At 35.3% G+C, this 18,544-nt stretch carries 14 protein-coding genes; 8 read left to right on the top strand and 6 right to left on the bottom strand.

The annotated features are described in order from the left end of the window. Positions 1-28 precede the first annotated feature (28 nt). The 6 genes from ACKX2A_RS02660 to glgB form a co-directional block, all read right to left on the bottom strand. Positions 29-2,842: a 2-oxoglutarate dehydrogenase E1 component gene (locus ACKX2A_RS02660; protein WP_415327489.1), complete on the bottom strand. Its 2,814-nt coding sequence runs from the start codon at positions 2,840-2,842 to the stop codon at positions 29-31. Positions 2,843-2,965: 123 nt separating this feature from the next. Then, positions 2,966-4,009, bottom strand: coding sequence for an SRPBCC domain-containing protein (locus ACKX2A_RS02665; protein ID WP_415327490.1), 1,044 nt, complete (start codon positions 4,007-4,009; stop codon positions 2,966-2,968). Between the two features lie 187 nt (positions 4,010-4,196). Further along, complete coding sequence (locus ACKX2A_RS02670) at positions 4,197-5,465, bottom strand: glucose-1-phosphate adenylyltransferase (RefSeq protein WP_415327491.1); 1,269 nt, start codon at positions 5,463-5,465, stop codon at positions 4,197-4,199. Between the two features lie 2 nt (positions 5,466-5,467). Further along, positions 5,468-6,013: a hypothetical protein gene (locus ACKX2A_RS02675; protein ID WP_415327492.1), complete on the bottom strand. Its 546-nt coding sequence runs from the start codon at positions 6,011-6,013 to the stop codon at positions 5,468-5,470. 2 nt (positions 6,014-6,015) lie between these two features. Beyond that, the gene (locus ACKX2A_RS02680; protein WP_415327493.1) at positions 6,016-7,422 is read right to left on the bottom strand and encodes a glycogen synthase; all 1,407 of its coding nucleotides are present in this window, start codon (positions 7,420-7,422) and stop codon (positions 6,016-6,018) included. Positions 7,423-7,429: 7 nt separating this feature from the next. Then, positions 7,430-9,379 carry a 1,4-alpha-glucan branching protein GlgB gene (gene glgB / locus ACKX2A_RS02685; protein ID WP_415327494.1) on the bottom strand — a complete coding sequence of 650 codons (1,950 nt, stop codon included), beginning with the start codon at positions 9,377-9,379 and terminating at the stop codon, positions 7,430-7,432. Positions 9,380-9,599: 220 nt separating this feature from the next. Here glgB and ACKX2A_RS02690 point away from each other — a divergent pair, with 220 nt between their 5' ends. From ACKX2A_RS02690 to ACKX2A_RS02725, 8 genes are all read left to right on the top strand, one after another. Next, positions 9,600-10,721 carry an alpha/beta hydrolase-fold protein gene (locus ACKX2A_RS02690; protein WP_415329397.1) on the top strand — a complete coding sequence of 374 codons (1,122 nt, stop codon included), beginning with the start codon at positions 9,600-9,602 and terminating at the stop codon, positions 10,719-10,721. 3 nt (positions 10,722-10,724) lie between these two features. Then, complete coding sequence (locus ACKX2A_RS02695) at positions 10,725-12,140, top strand: M17 family metallopeptidase (RefSeq protein ID WP_415327495.1); 1,416 nt, start codon at positions 10,725-10,727, stop codon at positions 12,138-12,140. 141 nt (positions 12,141-12,281) lie between these two features. After that, positions 12,282-13,493 (top strand): ATP-grasp domain-containing protein, encoded by a 1,212-nt coding sequence (locus ACKX2A_RS02700; protein WP_415327496.1) that lies wholly within the window; start codon positions 12,282-12,284, stop codon positions 13,491-13,493. 33 nt (positions 13,494-13,526) lie between these two features. Continuing rightward, positions 13,527-14,240, top strand: coding sequence for an alpha/beta hydrolase-fold protein (locus tag ACKX2A_RS02705; protein ID WP_415327497.1), 714 nt, complete (start codon positions 13,527-13,529; stop codon positions 14,238-14,240). Positions 14,241-14,297: 57 nt separating this feature from the next. Then, positions 14,298-15,251 carry an ATP-grasp domain-containing protein gene (locus tag ACKX2A_RS02710; RefSeq protein ID WP_415327498.1) on the top strand — a complete coding sequence of 318 codons (954 nt, stop codon included), beginning with the start codon at positions 14,298-14,300 and terminating at the stop codon, positions 15,249-15,251. 27 nt (positions 15,252-15,278) lie between these two features. After that, positions 15,279-16,400 carry a carboxylate-amine ligase gene (locus ACKX2A_RS02715; RefSeq protein WP_415327499.1) on the top strand — a complete coding sequence of 374 codons (1,122 nt, stop codon included), beginning with the start codon at positions 15,279-15,281 and terminating at the stop codon, positions 16,398-16,400. A gap of 35 nt (positions 16,401-16,435) precedes the next feature. Next, on the top strand, positions 16,436-17,269 hold the full coding sequence (locus tag ACKX2A_RS02720) for a type 1 glutamine amidotransferase (protein WP_415327500.1): 834 nt from the start codon (positions 16,436-16,438) through the stop codon (positions 17,267-17,269). A gap of 80 nt (positions 17,270-17,349) precedes the next feature. Beyond that, positions 17,350-18,534 carry a hypothetical protein gene (locus ACKX2A_RS02725; protein ID WP_415327501.1) on the top strand — a complete coding sequence of 395 codons (1,185 nt, stop codon included), beginning with the start codon at positions 17,350-17,352 and terminating at the stop codon, positions 18,532-18,534. Positions 18,535-18,544: the final 10 nt, after the last annotated feature.

Genomic DNA, 18,544 nt, shown 5'->3' on the forward strand with positions numbered 1-18,544 from the left:
TTTATTTTTTAAATGATTATTATTTTAATTAAGCTGTTACAGGTCTTTTTACAGGAGCATCGTTTCTGTCGAATACTCTGTTGATTACTGCATTCTGGTTTTTCTCAAACATTTTGTGACTTCCTGGAGCCGGAGCACCACTTGGAACAGGAGAAACTACCTGAATTCCTGTATCTCTGAAGTTTCTTAAGATATAAGACCAAGCTCCCATGTTTTCTGGTTCTTCCTGAGCCCATATCAATTCTTTTCTGTTTGAATATTTTTCGAAGATCGCCTCAATTGCATCTGTTTGTAACGGATACAATTGTTCGAATCTTACCAATGCGATATTTTCAGCATTTAATTCTTCTTTTTTAGCCAATAATTCAAAGTATAATTTACCTGAACAAAGAACTAACTTTTCTACTTTTTTAGGATCAGCAGTTGGATCGTCTAAGATTGGTTGGAATCCTTTATTTGAAAAATCTTCAAGTGGAGAAACCACTCTTGGATGTCTTAACAATGATTTTGGACTCATTACAATTAATGGTTTTCTGAAAGACCATTTTAATTGTCTTCTCAACAAGTGGAAATAGTTAGCAGGAGATGTAATGTTTGCAACTACCATATTTTCGTTAGCACAAAGCGTTAAGAATCTCTCTAATCTTGCTGAAGAGTGTTCTGCACCCTGTCCTTCCGAACCGTGCGGCAACAACATTACTAAACCATCCTGAATTTTCCATTTTTCTTCTGCCGCTGCCAAATATTGGTCAACGATGATTTGAGCACCGTTTACGAAATCTCCGAACTGAGCTTCCCAAATCGTTAAAGTATTAGGAGAAGCCATTGCATAACCGTAATCAAAACCAAGAACTCCATATTCTGAAAGATGAGAGTTAAATACATCAAATCTGTTTTCAGAAATATGTCTTAATGGGATATATTCTTCTTCAGTATCTTCAGTTTTTACAACTGCGTGTCTGTGAGAGAACGTTCCTCTTTCCACATCTTCTCCGGAAATTCTTACGTTGTGACCTTCAGTAAGCAACGTAGCATAAGCCAACCACTCACCTAATGCCCAATCCAAAGAGTTTCCTTCAATTGTTTTCAGTCTGTTTTCGAAAAGTCTTGTGATTTTATTTAAGAACTTTTTATCAGCAGGAAGCGTTGACATTTTAATAGCCAATTCTTTCAACTTTTCTAAGTCATATTTTGTATCAACAGCATCTTGAACTGCACCTCTTTTTCCAATCGGATAGTTTGTCCAGTCATCTGCCATGAAAACGTCCATTACGTTTTTCTCAATTTCTTTAGAAGCATCAAAGTCTTTATCCAGAAGTGCTTTGAATTCCGTTTCCATCTTAGCAATAACTTCGTTTGAAGTAACGCTGTCTTTCAATAATTTATCTTTATAAATTTCTCTTGGATTCGGGTGTTTAGAAATTGTTTTGTATAAATTAGGTTGAGTAAATCTTGGTTCATCACCTTCGTTATGACCATACTTTCTGTATCCTAATAAATCAATATAAACATCTTTACCAAACTTCGCTCTGAAATCTGCAGCAAAGTGAATAGCATGAACTACAGCTTCTGCATCATCTGCATTTACGTGCATTACAGGAGATTCTGTAACTTTCGCAATGTCTGTACAATAAGTTGAAGATCTTGCATCCATATAGTTTGTCGTAAACGAAACCTGATTGTTTACAACGATATGAACTGTACCTCCTGTTCTGTACCCTTCCAAAGTCATCATCTGAGCAACTTCATAAGCAATACCTTGTCCAGCAAGAGCACCATCACCGTGAATAATGATCGGTAAAACTTTAGAATAATCTTTATATTTATCATCAACCTTTGCACGGCAGATCCCTTCTACAAGAGCCGCCACCGTTTCAAGGTGAGACGGGTTTGGTGTTAAATTAATGCAAACTTCTTCTCCAGAAGCAGTTTTAATTTTTTTAGACGAACCTAAGTGATATTTAACGTCACCAGAGAATACATCTTCTTCAAATTCTTTTCCTTCAAATTCTGAGAAAATCTGTTTGTAAGATTTACCGAAAATGTTTGTCAACACGTTCAATCTACCTCTGTGTGCCATTCCTAACACAACCTCATCAACACCCAATTGAGAAGATCTGGTAATTAACTGATCCAAAGCAGGGATCAAAGTTTCACCACCTTCTAATGAGAATCTTTTTTGACCAACAAATTTTGTGTGAAGATAATTTTCAAAAGCAACTGCCTGATTTAATTTTAATAAAATCTCAGTTTTTTCATTAGCAGAAAGATTCGGGTGATTTTCGTTTACCTGAAGCCATCTTTTGATGAAATCTTTTTCTTCAACATTGTTGATGTGCATATATTCAACACCGATAGAATCGCAATAGATTGTTTCCAGACGTTTCACGATCTCCTGCAAAGTCACAGGTTCTTTGAAACCGATTTCTATTGCACTGTTGAATTTTGTATTTAAATCCGCGCTACTAAGACCGAAGTTTTCGATGTCTAAAGTAGGTGTATAATGTCTTCTTTCTCTAACTGGGTTTGTTTTCGTAAACAAATGCCCTCTCGTTCTATATGCCTCAATAAGGTTTACTACCTTAAACTCCTTCTTGATGTGCTCAGGAACCTCACCATTCGATGCAGCCTGAGTCGCTTGCTGTACAGCAGGTGCAGAATTGGCCGGAGCCTGGATATATTGGATGTTTTCTTCGTCACCATAGTTCTCCAAAGCAAAATCGAAGCCTTGAAAGAAGGCTTTCCATGATGGTTCTAAAGAATCCGGGTATTTTAAGTACTGTTGGTATAAATCCTCAATTAACTGAGAATGAGCTGCGTTTAGGAATGAAAATCTGTCCATTATTACAGTTTATCTATTATTAAATTTTGTTTGTAGAATTAATCCTCAAATTTAATAAAAAAAACCGATTCGGGAGACCTCTAAACTATTAAAAAAACTATAAAAGAAATAAATATAATTAATTTACTTAAAGACAGATAAAGACAACTTCATATTCACATCCTGATCGTCCATCGGGCGCTCGATAAAAGTCTGACGAATATCATTAAAACGCATCTCATCTTTCTTTGCCTTCTGGATTAATTGTTGTATAGCCTTCACTCTACCTTCGTAATTTCCTTTGTAATACATCACATAATTCTGCGAAGCATTTATCGTTCTGAAACTGAAATTATTATCCGTAACTCCGAACTTTTTAGATAAAGGAATTCCAAGAAAATACGACACTTCTTTATCCTTATAATTGTCGGCATCAGTGATTAGCATTGGAAAACCAAATTCGTCGTCTTTTTTGCCCAAATCCATCGTGGTGTAATTATAAATTTTATTATAATTCATCACAATATTTTTGTAAAGCGCATCTTTTTTGTTGGATGTGCTTACATTTATTCCCAATAAAAGTTTTTGTTCTTCATTTTCTACCATCAGGCTGTCGTATTTTATCGCCGCCATCTGATTGTCTTTTTCCACCTTATTGCCTAAAACATTTTTAAGATTGGTCATACTCTTATTAATATTTTCAGCAAAACGATCTTCTGTCCAAAAATTTTCAACTCTTCTTAAAACTGACAATTTTGGAGTATGAACGACCCAAGTTATTTTTGTTCTTTCTGCAGAAACTGCTTTAAATTTAACATCAACTACCGTAGGATTTTCATTTCTGTCTTCAAAAAGCTGGTATCTTAAAGATGATCCATTCGGATTTTGATAACGGATAAACATTTCTCCGTCTGTATCGTTTTTCGGGTCAACATAACTGATCGAACTTCCCTGCCCTTCGTACGGCGAATAGTAATCAATATCAATCGATTGAGAGCTCGTAAAGAAATTATTCCAACGGGTAAAATTCTGCAGGTTATTGAACTGTGAAAAGACTTTTTCTAAAGGATAGTCGATCTCTTTTTCGATCTTGAAATCTTTGCTTTCGTCCACAAAATAATACATGGAAGCAGCATATGCCCCAACCAACAACACTATAATTACCGCTATGATCTTAAAAAAACGCATCGCACAAATGTATTGAAAATAACAAAAGTGACCAATATGTTGATCACTTTGATTTTAATTATTTTTGGGATGGAAGATGGAGGAAGGATGATAAAAATTTTTCTATTTTACCGTTGATTTTTTTAATTGAATTAATTTTAATTAAACTTCAAAAAATTTTCTCTTCCAGATTCAAACATCCAACTTCTTACCCAATATGAGTTCCCGGCGCCAAAATCGCACCTTTCTTCACAACCACAATTCCGTCCTGAACAGAGTGTGTTCCGTAATCGCCGTCTGCTAAATGTTTTCCGCCGATAATTCTTACGTTATCTCCGATGTAGCAGTTTTTATCCAAAATAGCTTTTTCAATGTAACAATACTTTCCGATTCCCATGTTTGGTCGACCTTTTCTGTCATTCATCACAATTTCAGTGGTGTTTTGATAGAAATCTGCACCCATGACGTAAGAATTTACAATCGTACTGCCTTTGTCGATTCTCGTTCGGTTTCCAATCACGGAATTCTCAATTTTATCTGCCATGATGATGCATCCGTCTCCGAAAACAGCTTTACTTACATAAGAACCATTAATTTTTGACGGTGGAAGCATTCTCGCTCTTGTATAAATCGGTGATGATGAGAATAAATTAAATTGAGGAAAATCCTGACAAAGATCTAAGTTTGCCTCGTAAAACGATTCTATAGTTCCGATGTCTGTCCAGTAACCTTCATATTGATAGCTCAAAGTTGTGTATTTCCCGATAGAATTTGGAATGATGTCTTTTCCGAAATCGTCTCCGGCTCCTTCTTCAAACATTTTTTTAAGGATGCTTTTTGTGAAAATATAAATTCCCATCGAAGCTAAATATTCTTTTCCAGCATGTTTATTTTCCTCGGAAACTTCAGATTTTAAATCATCTAAAAGATCATAACCCGGCTTTTCAACGAAAGAGGTTATGTTTCCTTCATCATCCGAACTTAAAATTCCGAAACCTGTCGCATCTTTTGCATTGACAGGAATCGTTGCGATCGTTACATCTCCACCCTTTTCAATGTGAAAATCCAGCATTTCCCTGAAATCCATCTGATAAAGCTGATCACCTGAAAGAATTAAAATATAATCGTAATCATACTTTTCAAGATGCTTCATCGACTGACGAACCGCATCCGCAGTTCCCTGATACCAACTTTCGTTTTCCACATTCTGTTCCGCAGCCAGAATATCAACAAAACCTTTGCTGAAAATATCGAAATGATATGAATTCTTGATGTGAGAATTCAGTGATGCAGAATTGAATTGCGTTAAAACCAAGATTTTATTCAATCCCGAGTTTAAACAATTTGAAATAGGAATATCTACCAATCTGTATTTTCCCGCGATTGGTACAGCAGGTTTTGATCTTGAATACGTAAGTGGGAACAATCTTGTTCCTCTACCTCCTCCCAAAACAATGGAAATTACATTGCGATTCATAATTATCTTGCGTTTTTATCTATTAAATTTACTGTTCTATCTTTAGTGTTCGCTTTTACTGCAAAGCATTCTTTGTTTTCCGCTTTTAGCTTCTGATTATAAACTACAACTTTATACAGATCGTTATTTAATTCCTTTACATTTTTATCTACATCATCAATTTCTATATAATATTTTTTAAGCTCGTCTCTGAATAATTTATTGGTAGTCAAAACATCCATAACATCGACCTTTTTCATCATGAAATTTTCGAGGTCTTTGTCGTATTTTTTTTCCCAATCCTTTCCATATCTTTTTGCAATAGCTGCGTAAGTCTTCTTATTCAAAGCATCTGCTTTTTTCTGTATGTCATAGCCAATTGTACAACCACCTACATCGGCATATTTTATTTTCCATTTTTCAGAAATACCTTCCGTTGCTTCTTCTCCTTCCATGTTTTTTAATCCATAACCATAAATCCAGTAATAACCGCCTACATAAGTTCCCTCTTCTTTCTTACAAGAAAAAATCAACATTAATAAAAACAGAAAAAAAAGCCTCTTCAACATTTTTAATTATTATATAAAGCTATGTATTTCTCTGCAGATTTCTCCCATGCAAAATCAAAATTCATATTTGCATGAATAAGATTCTCCATTGTGTCTTTTTCGCTGTAAATACTTAATGCTCTGTTCATCGCATGGATAATATCATCAACTCCGGGATAGGTAAAATTAATTCCCGCTCCACCTGTCGAAATATCTTCAACTGTATCTCTCAAACCACCTGTATATCGCACAATCGGAACTGTACCGTATCTCATAGAATACATTTGATTTAAACCACAAGGTTCAACTCGCGAAGGCATCAGTAAAAAATCCGCCGAAGCATATATCTTATGCGAAAGATGTTCTTTATATCCTAAATCTAAAGCGAAATTGCTGTAGACATAATCATATTCTTTTAACTTATTTTCAATGTAAGAATTTCCTGAACCTAAAATCATAATATTTAAGGCTCCGTAGCTTTGCTTAATGCTTCTCCAAACTACATCAGGAAGAAAATCCGCTCCTTTTTCCGTTGCAAATCTTCCAATAAATGCAAACAGTGGAAGTTCGGGTTTTAAGCCATATTCTTTACACAACTTATCTTTATTTTTCTTTTTCTGAGCGATGGCATTTTTACTATTAAAATTAAAATCCAACATCGGATCTGTCTCAGGATTCCAGACTTCCGTATCAATTCCGTTGATGATTCCATAAGCTTTTCCAAATTCATCACGAACCAGACTTTCCAAACCTCTGAAACTTACAAAAAGTTCTTCCAAATATCCCTGCGAAACTGTTGTAAAAGCCGTTGCACATTTAATCATACTTGCCAAAGGATTCATGTAGCCGTTCCAATCGATCAAGCCCCATTTATAGGAATCGAAAGACGGCATGTAATTCGCCATATCCCAGCTCATCATTCCCTGATATTCACCGTTATGAATGGTTCCGACAGTTTTTACACCTTTTAAAAAATTAAATTCATCGCAGTGTTCTATCATGAAAGGAACCAATCCTGTGTGATAATCGTGGCAGTGTAAGACATCAGGACGAATCTGCATTGCACTCAGCCAATGCAAAACCCCATGTTGAAAAGCCAAAAACTGGAAACTTTCATCCTGATAACCGTATGGATTGTCGCGATCTAAAAGTCCGGGAATTTTTACCATATATAGTTCGAATCCCAAAACATCTGTTTTTTCCTTCATCACCAGAACCTGAAGCATATTCGGTCCCTGGTGAATAAAGCCATCAAAAACTATGTCAAACTCATGTTGGTGAACAAAAGGTTTGTTGTACCAGGGCATAACGACTTTAGCATCAACACCTTTAATTTTGTTCTGATATTTCGGCAAAGCTCCCACTACATCTGCCAGACCGCCTACTTTTGCTATCGGATAACATTCCGTACTTAGATGATAAACTACCATTTTACTTTTATCTTTTGTGTTGTTTTATCCTTTGTAATTTATATTTTTTGTCTTTTTTCTGTTTTAAAATAATGCCGCAAAGCGGAGGTAAATTGAGACTTATTGATTTTGAATGCCGCATCCAGTCTTCATTTTGTTCTTTAAAAATATTAGGTTTTACGCCACTTCCTGCATATCTCTCATCATCAGAATTAAAAATAATTTCCCAATGCGTTCCTGCATTTACTCCAATTTTGTAGTCTAAAGCTTTTGGGGTTAAATTTAAAACGACCATACAGACATCATCCCTCCTTTTTCCTTTTCTTAAATAGACATAGACAGAATTTTCGAGATCATCTGCCTGTACCCATTCAAAACCATTTTTATTAAACTGATTTTCGTAAAAGGCAGATTCATATCGATAAATATGATTTAAATCTTTCACCAATGTCTGCAAACCTTTATGAACAGGATATTTCAACAAATGCCAATCCAGACTTTGTTTAAAGTTCCACTCGTTTGTTTGCCCAAATTCATCACCCATAAATAAAAGCTTCGCACCCGGATGAGTAAACATATACACATACAATGCCCGAAGATTCGCAAACTTTTGCCATTCATCACCTTTCATTTTATAGATCATGCTTGCTTTTCCATGCACCACTTCGTCGTGAGATAAGGGCATTATATAATTTTCATTATACATATACATAGAAGCAAAAGTCAGTTTATGATGGTGATATTTTCTGTTATCGTACTCTTCTTTAAAATAATCCAGCGTATCGTGCATCCAACCCATCATCCATTTCATTCCAAAACCGACTCCCCCATCATGGACAGGTTTGGTCAACAAAGGAAAATCTGAGCTTTCTTCTGCTATGGTGAGAATATTGTTTCCAAATTCTTTATAAACAGCGGTATTAAATTCCTGTAAGAAAGCTTTCGCTTCAAGATTTACATTTTCGCCATAAATATTCGGTTCCCACTCCCCTTCATTCCTTGAATAATCGAGATGAAGCATAGACGTTACCGCATCCACCCGCAATCCGTCAACATGATATCGTTCAAACCAAAACATTGCATTAGAAATTAAAAAAGATTTAACTTCATTTCTTCCATAATTAAAAATATGCGATTTCCAATCAGGATGAAAACCTTTGCGCGGATCCTCGTGCTCATACAAATGAGAACCGTCGAAACGGTACAAACCATTTGCATCCCCCGGAAAATGAGAGGGAACCCAATCCAAGATAACACCGATATCATTGTTGTGAAGTTCATTAATCAAAAACATTAAATCCTGAGGAGACCCAAAACGCGAATTCGCAGCAAAAAATCCCGTAATCTGATAACCCCAGCTCGGATCATATGGATATTCCATAACAGGCATAAATTCAACATGCGTAAACCCCATCTCTTTAATATAAGGAATCAGCTTTTGACCAATATCTCGGTAATTTAAAAACCTATCGGGATCCTCACTATTTCTCATCCACGATCCCAAATGTATTTCATATACGGAAATCGGAGCATCTAAACTATTTTTTTCCCATCGGTTTTTAAGCCAATTTTTATCGTTCCATTCGTACCAAGTTGTCGAAACCAGTGAGGCAGCCTGAATATTCTGTTCCCAGCTTAAAGCATAAGGGTCACTTTTTTCTAAAATTTCTCCACGGGGAGTTTCAACAGCATATTTATACAGCGTTCCCCAAGTAAGTCCCGCCACAAAACCTTCCCAAATTCCCGATCCGTCCCATCTTGGGAACAAAATATGATCTTTATGATTCCAGTTATTGAAGTTTCCTATTATTGAAACTTTTTCCGCATTTGGAGCCCAAACTGAGAAATAAACACCTTTTATTCCATCTTTTTCGACAGAATGTGCACCAAATTTATCATATAGCTTATAATGTCTGCCTTCCTTAAAAAGGTAGATATCTTGGTCCGTAAAAAGCGTATAAGTTTTAACCGAATTCATCACGGTTTTAATTTAATTTTATATTTTGTTTGAAACTACGAAAAAAATTAACAAGAAACGTTAATTATAATTGAAATAATTATCATGCCAATCTCTTTCCAACACTTGCTTTTATCAAATATATATAAATTTCTTTCACCTCGTATTGAATTTTAAAAATAAATCTATTTAAAAAGATTTTTTATAAATTTAGCCGTTATAATTTATTTACGCACACATGATGAGGTTTGAACTTTATACGGAAGAGAGTGATGACAGAACAATATACATCACAGGAAATTTCAACAGCTGGAATCCGAAAGATTACAGATTTACCCTTAAACAACTCGATAAGAACAATTATTTCATTGAGATAGAAGATGAGATCCTCCCCGATATTGTTGAGTACAAATTCACAAAAGGAGGATGGGAAAATGTTGAGCTGGACAAATATGGAAATATTACGCCCAACAGAAAAGCTTCAAAAGCTGCAGAAAAAACTTCTGACAGCGTAGAAAAATGGAGATTTAATTGGGGACCTTTTAAAGATGAATATTTTCCGATCGCTGAAATTATTTCGGAAGAATTTTATATTCCGCAGCTCGACCGTTATCGTAAAGTCTGGGCTTTACTTCCTTATGATTATTACGTTTCCGATAAAAGTTATCCTGTTTTGTATCTTCAGGATGCCCAAAATTTATTCAACGAAGGAAGCGGATACGGAAATTGGGAAATCGACAAAAAACTTTCTATTCTATCGGAGTACGGTCGTGGTGATGTGATCGTAATTGCCGTTGAACACGGAAGCGAAGAAAGAATTAAGGAATATATTTTTGATAATGATAATGTTGCCAATGGTTCGGAAGGCAAAAAATATATTCGTTTCATTACCGACACCTTAAAACCTTATGTAGATCAAAATTACCGCACAAAAAGGGATCGCGACAACACAGGAATCGGGGGAAGCTCTTTGGGCGCTTTGATTAGCATTTACAGTGGCTTCCTTTATCCTGAAGTCTACTCTAAATTATTGATTTTTTCTCCGTCACTTTGGGTTGAACCTAATAATAATTTCCCGATGATGAATTTCAGGGTTCCGTTTAAGACAAAAATTTATCTTTACGGAGGCGGACAGGAAGGGTCGAAAATGGTGAAAAGAATTCACATTTTTGAAGAATATTTAAAACGCTGGGAAAAGAAAAATTTATTTGATTTTGAATTTAAAACCAATATTAATCCCGAAGGAACACACAGCGAATTTTACTGGTCGCAGGAGTTCCCAAGAGCAATTGAATGGCTGTATTACGACAACACAGAAAACCCTGTAGAAGTAAAGCCACAACAAAAAAGCATTAAAAATTAAAGTATGAAATTAATCAACAAAAAAAATAAAAACTATACTCAGATTTTCCATTTATTTACTGAAGAAGAATGGGCAAAAACAGGAAAAAATTTCAATAAGAATATTTCTACTTTTTTCACAGGAAAAAAACAAGAAATTTACATTAATGCTCAGGAAGAAGGCATTGCTTATTTTATCGGTTTAGGAAAATCTACTTTACAAAATTTCGAAATTCAGCAGGTTGCCATTAAATTTTCTCAAACTCAGAAGAAAAATTTACAAGCTGTTCCAACATTGGTTTTTGCAGATTTTTTAAATGAAAAACAATTTGAAGAGTTTGTAAAAGGTCTATTGCTGGGAACTTACAATTATCCTTTCGAAAAAACGCATCCTTTTTGGAATGTAAAATTCGAAATTCATTTTGAGAATGCAAGTCAGAAAAAATTAGACGCCATAAGCCAACGAGCTTTGGCTTTATGCAACGGACAAACTGCCTGCCAAGACTGGCTAAATAAGCCTGCAAACCTTAAAAAGCCAGATATTTTTAGTTTATATCTTAAAAATTTAGCCAAAAAGTACGACTTAAAATACACATCTTTCAACAGAAAAAAATGTGAAGAACTAAGTCTGGGAGCATATCTTTCCGTGAATCAAGGGAGTGCTTATGATGCAGCTTTTACCATTTTAGAATATAAAACAACGGTAAAAAATGCTAAAACTTTCGGCTTAGTCGGAAAATGCGTTTTGTTCGATACAGGCGGAATTTCATTAAAAAATCCAGACAATATGCATTATATGAAATCGGATATGGGTGGAGCAACTGCGGTTTTGGGAACTTTAATTTATGCGGCAGAAATGCAGCTTCCGGTGAATATTGTTGCGATTTTACCGATCACAGATAACGCGATTTCAGAAAAAGCTTTCCTTCCGAGTGATGTCATTACGGCTTATAACGGGAAAACAATTGAAGTTTTAAACACCGATGCAGAAGGCAGAATGATCCTTGCAGATGGACTTTCTTACATGGCAAAAAATTTCAAAACAGATTTTATGATCGACCTTGCGACATTGACGGGAAGCTCAGTGCGAATGTTCGGAGATACTTGTGGCGCAATGTTTTCCAATAATGAAGAATTGAAAAATCTTTTGATAAAAACAGGCGATAAAACTAACCAAAGACTTTGGAACTTACCGCTTTGGGATGTTTGGAAAGACGATATTCAATCTGATGTTGCCGATTTGAAGAATATTTCCATGAAGCCGATCGGTGACTGTATTGTTGCGGCAAAATTCCTGGAACAATTCATCGAAAACCACCCAAAATGGGCACATCTTGATATTGCCGGCGTTGCCTTCGGAAGCGTTGGATATGCCAGAGAAAAAGCAGCAACAGGCTTTGGGGTACAATTATTAGCAGATTTAATCGAAAATTATCACTAAAAATTAGTTTATTACAAAAATTCTCAGTATAATTGATATAGGAATTTTCAAAAACACATATTATTTCGAATTTTAGTATTATTTAATTAATATTAATAAAGTTTTATTTTTGATAATTCACCAATATTTAAAAAACATTATATGGAGGAGAAAACAATAGTATGTATTTCGTGCTATTACAAGGGCTATGATTTCATGGATGAAATGAAAAAGCTCGGTAATAAAATAATCTTAGTTACATCCGAGAATCTTAAAGAGAAAAACTGGCCATGGCACGCCATCAACGAGGTATTCTACATGCCCGAAGTGAAGCCTTCTGTCTGGGATTTGGAACACCTGATTCAAGGATTTTCATATTTAATGCAAACCAGAAAAGTAGATGCTGTAATCGCTTTAGACGATTACGACGTGGAAAAGGCTGCCCTCATCCGTGAAACTTTCCGAATTCCGGGAATGGGACAAACGACACATCGGTATTTCAGAGATAAACTGGCTATGCGCCAAAAAGCTAAGGATTCGGGAATCAATGTCCCAGAGTTTACAGCGGTTTTTAATAATGATGAGGTTAATCGTTTCGTTGAAAAAGTTCCTGCTCCATGGGTTTTAAAGCCACGGTCGGAAGCATCAGCATCGGGGATTAAAAAACTTCAATCGAAAGACGAACTTTGGGATGCTCTGAATGCACTAGGAGAAGAACGCCATCTGTTTTTATTGGAAAGCTTCAAACCCGGAGATGTTTATCACGTTGACAGTTTGACATTTAATAAAGAAATCGTTTTCACTTCAGCTTCAAAATATCTCGCTCCGCCGATGCAGGTTTCGCATGAAGGTGGGGTTTTCAGAACAAAAACTTTGGGGAGATATTCTGATGAATTCAAAGCTTTGGATGAAGCTAATGCTAAAGTTTTGTCAAATTTTGGTTTGATGAACGGTGCAACACACACTGAATTTATCAGAAGTAAAGAAAACGGAAAATACTATTTTTTAGAAACTTCTTCACGAGTTGGAGGCGCACATATTCCTGATTTGGTCGAGGCTTCAAGCAACATCAATATTTGGAGAGAATGGGCGAAAATCGAAGATGCTTTGCTGAGAGGAAATCATTATGAAATTTCAAAGCCTACAGGATATTATTCAGGATTAATCATTGCTTTAATTAAAGATAAAGAACCGGATTATAATCAATTCGAATGTGAAGAAGTGGTGAAATTTTTACCGATCGACTACCACGTTGGAATTGTTTATAAATCGAATGATTCTACCATTGTTCAGGAGAAGTTGGATCATGCAGCAGAGAAAATTTATGCAGAAATGCTGAATATCCTTCCTCCAAAGAGTAAACCTACAAGTTAAAATTATCAATTTAAAAACCAAATAAGAAGAAAAATGCCACAAATAGAGCATACAGATTATTATTCGCATATTTTAGGAACAAGCCTTAAAGTTGAAGTAACTGGACATTATGGATATCCGATCATTATGTTTCCGACTTCGCAAGGACAATACACCCAAAACCATGATTTTCATTTGAATGGAAGCATCAATTGGTTTATTGAACAGGGAAAAGTTAAACTTTATAATATTCAGACCATTGATTCGTGGAGTTTTTATGATGAAAAAATTTCGCCACAGCAAAGAATTAAAAATTACGAAAGATATGTTCAGTTTTTGATTCAGGAGTTTATTCCTTATATCCAGAAAATTCATAAAGTGCATCGCGTTGCTCTTGCAGGAGCAAGTTTCGGAGGTTATCATGCCGCGAATTTTGCTTTCAGATTTCCGGATGTAGTTTCGCATTTGTTCTGTCTTTCAGGAGCTTTTAGTATTAGAAATTTTATGGATGGATATTCTGACGAATTGGTTTATTTTAACTGTCCCAGAGAATTTGTAAAAAACGATGAAGCCTGGAAATATAAACATATGCACATTGTTTTAAGCACTTCCGATCAGGATATTTGTAAAGATAAAAACCTTGAAATGGCAGATATTTTAAATGCAAAAGGGATTGATTTCTGGTATGACGAAAGAAAGTGGATCAATCACGACTGGCCACTTTGGAGAATGGTTTTCCCGACGTTTATCGGAGCTTTCTTTTCTTAAAATTTAATTCAGTTTAAAATCAAATTATTTAAATAAAAAACATTAAAAAATACAATTATGGCAAAAAAAGTTGGAATTCTTTTCGGTATGGAAGACACGTTTCCTTGGGCATTTATCGATAAAGTAAACGAATTGGGTGGCGGAGAAATTATCGCAGAACCCGTTATGATCGACAAATTGGAACAAGGAGCAGATTATGGATATGCAGTGATTATCGACAGAATTTCGCAAGATGTACCTTTCTACAGAGCTTATCTAAAAAATGCAGCACTGAACGGAACTTACGTCATCAATAACCCTTTTTGGTGGAGTGCAGATGAAAAATTTTTCAATAATGCATTAATGTCTAAACTGGGAATTCCTCTTCCTAAAACGGTTTTGCTTCCTTCGCATGAAAGACCGACAGATACGTCTGAAACATCTTTCAGAAATCTAAAATTTCCTCACGATTGGGAATATATTTTCGAATATGTTGGTTTTCCGGCTTATATGAAACCTCACGACGGAGGTGGTTGGAAAAGCGTTTATAGAGTTGAAAATCCGGAAGATCTTTGGAATAAACTAAGCGAAACAGAGCAATTGGTGATGATGGTTCAGGAGGAAATTGTTTTTGATGATTATTACAGAGTATATTGTTTAGGGCAAAAATATGTTCATATCATGCCTTACGAACCGAGAAATGCGCACCATTTGAGATATGCAACAACACATCAGACAAAAGGTGAAGAATTGGAAAAATTATTAAAAACAATTCACGATTATACCATTAAAATGAATGAAGCTTTAGGATATGATTTCAATACGGTAGAATTTGCTGTAAGAGACGGAATTCCTTACGCGATCGACTTCTGCAACCCAGCTCCGGACGCTGACAGAAATTCTGTAGGTGAAGAAAATTTTGCTTGGATCGTAGAACACGCTGCAAAATTAGCAATCGAAAAAGCTAAAGAATATGTTCCGGGAAAACCAAATATTTCTTGGGGAACTTTCGTAAAAGATTCAGTAAAATAATAGGCTAATAAAAAACACCGAAAAAAAATGCATCATCAGTTTACTATTGGTATCGAAGAAGAATACCAAATTATAGATGTTGAGAGCAGAGATCTGATATCTCATGTTTCGAAAATTATTGAAGGCGGAAAAGCGGTTTTAAGTGAAAATTTAAAGCACGAAATGCACGAATCCATGATTGAAATGGAAACGGGAATCTGCCAAAACATTCAGGAAGCAAAAGCTGAATTAACGAATCTTAGAAGACATTTAATTAAAACAGCCCACGAACAGGGACTTCGCGTTTCAGGAGGCGGAACTCACCCTTTTTCAAACTGGGAGCATAATACGATTACAAACGGTGAGCGTTACAACAAAATCGTTGACGATATGGGCGATGTTGCGCGTGGAAATTTAATTTTCGGACTACACGTTCACATCGGAATTCCGAATCGTGAAGAAGGCGTGAGAATCCAAAATGTGATGCGTTATTTCTTGCCGCACGTTTACGCATTGTCCACCAATTCACCGTTTTGGATAGGAAGAAACACCGGTTTTAAATCTTACAGACAGGAAATTTTCGTGAAATTCCCAAGAACAGGGATTCCGAGTTTCTTTAATTCTTTGGCTGAATTTGACAGTTATGTTGATCTTTTGGTAAAAACAGGAACGATCGACAATGCCAAAAAAATCTGGTGGGATTTGAGAGTTCACCCGTTCTACCCTACGATTGAATTCAGAATTTGCGATATGCCTTTAAGAATAGAAGAAACGGTTTGTTTAGCGGCAATTATGCAAAGTTTAGTAGCAAAAATTTACAAGCTTCATCAGCAGAATTTAAGTTTCAGAAGCTACAGAAGATTATTATTAAATGAAAACAAATGGCGTGCTTCCAAAAGCGGAATCGAAGCTCATTTGATTGATTTTGGTAAGGAAGAATCTGTTCCTTATCCTGATTTGTTGAAAGAATTGTTGGAGTTTATCGACGACGTTGTAGACGAATTAGGATGCCGGGAAGAAGTAGAATATGCCTGGAAAATTTTAGAAAACGGAACTGGTGCAGATCGCCAATTACAAATTTTCAAAGAAACAGGAGATTTAACAAAAGTTGTTGATTATATGATCTCCGAAACAGAATATGGCATCACTCACGGCGAACCTGCTTCGTAATTTTTTTGGTAACTTTGCAGAAAATATGAAGTAGTATGAGAGATATTCGAATGGCTTTGCTGGACATGAACAACAATCAGGTAAATCAGGGCTTTAAAAATATAAGAGAAATTTCAGAGGCATTTCAGAAAAATTCTGAGGAAAATGTAAGCATCAAAACTTTTGATGTGAGACATAAAAATGAAATGCCTAATATAGAAGATTTTGATATTTTCATTTCGTCGGGAGGTCCCGGAAATCCGCACAGAGAAGGACTTGAATGGGAAGACAGATTTGCAAATTTTTTAGATCATATTTTTGAATATAATCAACATCATGAAGATAAAAAATATTTGTTTTTAATCTGTCATTCGTTCCAATTGGCGAGTATTCACTGGAAGCTGGGAAATATCAATAAGAGAAAATCCTATTCTTTTGGAGTGATGCCGGTACACAAGACAGAAGAAGGCGAACAGGAATTTTTGTTTAAAAACCTTCCCGATCCTTTCTATGCTGTTGATTCAAGAGCTTTTCAGTTTATTGAACCCGATCATGAGCGTTTTGAGGAATTAGGAATGAAAATCGTTGCGATTGAAAAATTCAGACCTCATATTAATCTGGAAAGAGCAGTAATGGCGGTTCGTTTTTCTGAGGAAATTTTCGGAACACAATTCCACCCCGAAGCCAATCCTGAAGGGATGATCGAAAACCTGAAAGACGAAAAAAATAAGGAAGCCATGATCGAGAATTTCGGAATGGAAAAATATCTTGAAACCGTTGACAGAATGAATGATGAAGATAAAATTATTCTTACGCAGGCTCAGATTTTGCCAAGATTTTTGGATTTAGCAAAAAAAAACATTTTGAAGCAGGCGGAAGCAATGGTTTAAATTGAATTTAACAATAAAAAATTAATAAAGAAATCGGGCAACAATTGTCCGATTTTTTAAAATCACAAAAGAAAAAGAATATGATTTCAAAATACAGAAAGCAATTTAATCAGGAATTTTCACAGGAAAAATATCAACAATTTAAAGATATTTTAAAAGAAAAGAGCGGTATCGAGCCCGGATTCAGAATTTCTGAAAGTCCACTTTTCTTAACTAAAGAATTTGAATCTAAATTAATTGATGCCAGCGAAAGCATTATTGATCAGATAAAAAGTTTACCCGAAGAAACGTTACAAAAGGCGATCCCCGATAATTGCAGAGTTCCAAATGACACAAAACAACCACACTTTTTCACCATAGATTTTGGAATCTGTAAAAGCGAAAATGGAGAAATTGAACCACAATTAATTGAACTTCAAGCCTTCCCTTCGTTATATGCTTTTCAGAAAGTCTTTGAAGACACATTTTGTGAAGTTTATCCTTTTCTTTCGGAGATTAGAAATAAAATGCCGCACAAAGAGTTTAAAAATTATTTAAAAGATTTAATTCTTGGTAATGAAAACCCTGAAAACGTGATTCTTCTTGAAATTTATCCTGAAAAACAAAAGACAGCTATTGATTTTGTTTTAACTGAAAAATTGTTGGGAATAAAAACTGTTTGCCTGACTAAAATCAAAAAAGAGGGTAAAAAATTATACTACGAAAATAATGGAAAATTAACGGAGATTAAGAGAATCTACAATCGTGTTATTTTCGATGAATTAGACAGAATTCCGGATCTTAAAACTGAATTTGATTTCCGTGAAGATATTGATGTAACTTGGGTTACACACCCGAATTGGTTCTTTAAAGTTTCCAAATTTTTACTGCCGCTTTTGCAACATCAGTTTGTTCCGAAAAGTTATTTTTTACATGAATTTCCTGAAAGTGAAAATCTTGAAAACTTTGTTTTAAAACCTTTATTTTCTTTCGCCGGAAGTGGCGTTAATTTAAATCCGACAAAGGAAGTTACCGACGCTATTGAAGATAAAGAAAACTATATTTTGCAAAGAAAGGTAAATTACGAACCGATTTTTGAAGATATTAACGGAGAATTTTCTAAAGCAGAAATCCGTTTGTTGTATATTTGGCGCGAAAACGATGAACGCCCTATTCTATTGGAAAATCTTGGAAGAATGACGAAAGCCGCAATGGTAAACGTAGATTTTAACAAGAAGGATGCGATTTGGATCGGGAGTTCGAATGCGTTTTTTGTGGAGGAATAATTTTGAAAAA

The organism is Chryseobacterium sp. MMS23-Vi53, from assembly GCF_047651245.1.
Taxonomy (GTDB): Bacteria; Bacteroidota; Bacteroidia; order Flavobacteriales; family Weeksellaceae; genus Chryseobacterium.

Excerpts from the sequence above, each read along its gene's own strand:
- ACKX2A_RS02660 (WP_415327489.1), bottom strand. The coding sequence starts at position 2,842 with ATGGACAGATTTTCATTCCTAAACGCAGCTCATTCTCAGTTAATTGAG.
- ACKX2A_RS02665 (WP_415327490.1), bottom strand. The coding sequence starts at position 4,009 with ATGCGTTTTTTTAAGATCATAGCGGTAATTATAGTGTTGTTGGTTGGG.
- ACKX2A_RS02670 (WP_415327491.1), bottom strand. The coding sequence starts at position 5,465 with ATGAATCGCAATGTAATTTCCATTGTTTTGGGAGGAGGTAGAGGAACA.
- ACKX2A_RS02675 (WP_415327492.1), bottom strand. The coding sequence starts at position 6,013 with ATGTTGAAGAGGCTTTTTTTTCTGTTTTTATTAATGTTGATTTTTTCT.
- ACKX2A_RS02680 (WP_415327493.1), bottom strand. The coding sequence starts at position 7,422 with ATGGTAGTTTATCATCTAAGTACGGAATGTTATCCGATAGCAAAAGTA.
- glgB (WP_415327494.1), bottom strand. The coding sequence starts at position 9,379 with ATGAATTCGGTTAAAACTTATACGCTTTTTACGGACCAAGATATCTAC.
- ACKX2A_RS02690 (WP_415329397.1), top strand. The coding sequence starts at position 9,600 with ATGAGGTTTGAACTTTATACGGAAGAGAGTGATGACAGAACAATATAC.
- ACKX2A_RS02695 (WP_415327495.1), top strand. The coding sequence starts at position 10,725 with ATGAAATTAATCAACAAAAAAAATAAAAACTATACTCAGATTTTCCAT.
- ACKX2A_RS02700 (WP_415327496.1), top strand. The coding sequence starts at position 12,282 with ATGGAGGAGAAAACAATAGTATGTATTTCGTGCTATTACAAGGGCTAT.
- ACKX2A_RS02705 (WP_415327497.1), top strand. The coding sequence starts at position 13,527 with ATGCCACAAATAGAGCATACAGATTATTATTCGCATATTTTAGGAACA.
- ACKX2A_RS02710 (WP_415327498.1), top strand. The coding sequence starts at position 14,298 with ATGGCAAAAAAAGTTGGAATTCTTTTCGGTATGGAAGACACGTTTCCT.
- ACKX2A_RS02715 (WP_415327499.1), top strand. The coding sequence starts at position 15,279 with ATGCATCATCAGTTTACTATTGGTATCGAAGAAGAATACCAAATTATA.
- ACKX2A_RS02720 (WP_415327500.1), top strand. The coding sequence starts at position 16,436 with ATGAGAGATATTCGAATGGCTTTGCTGGACATGAACAACAATCAGGTA.
- ACKX2A_RS02725 (WP_415327501.1), top strand. The coding sequence starts at position 17,350 with ATGATTTCAAAATACAGAAAGCAATTTAATCAGGAATTTTCACAGGAA.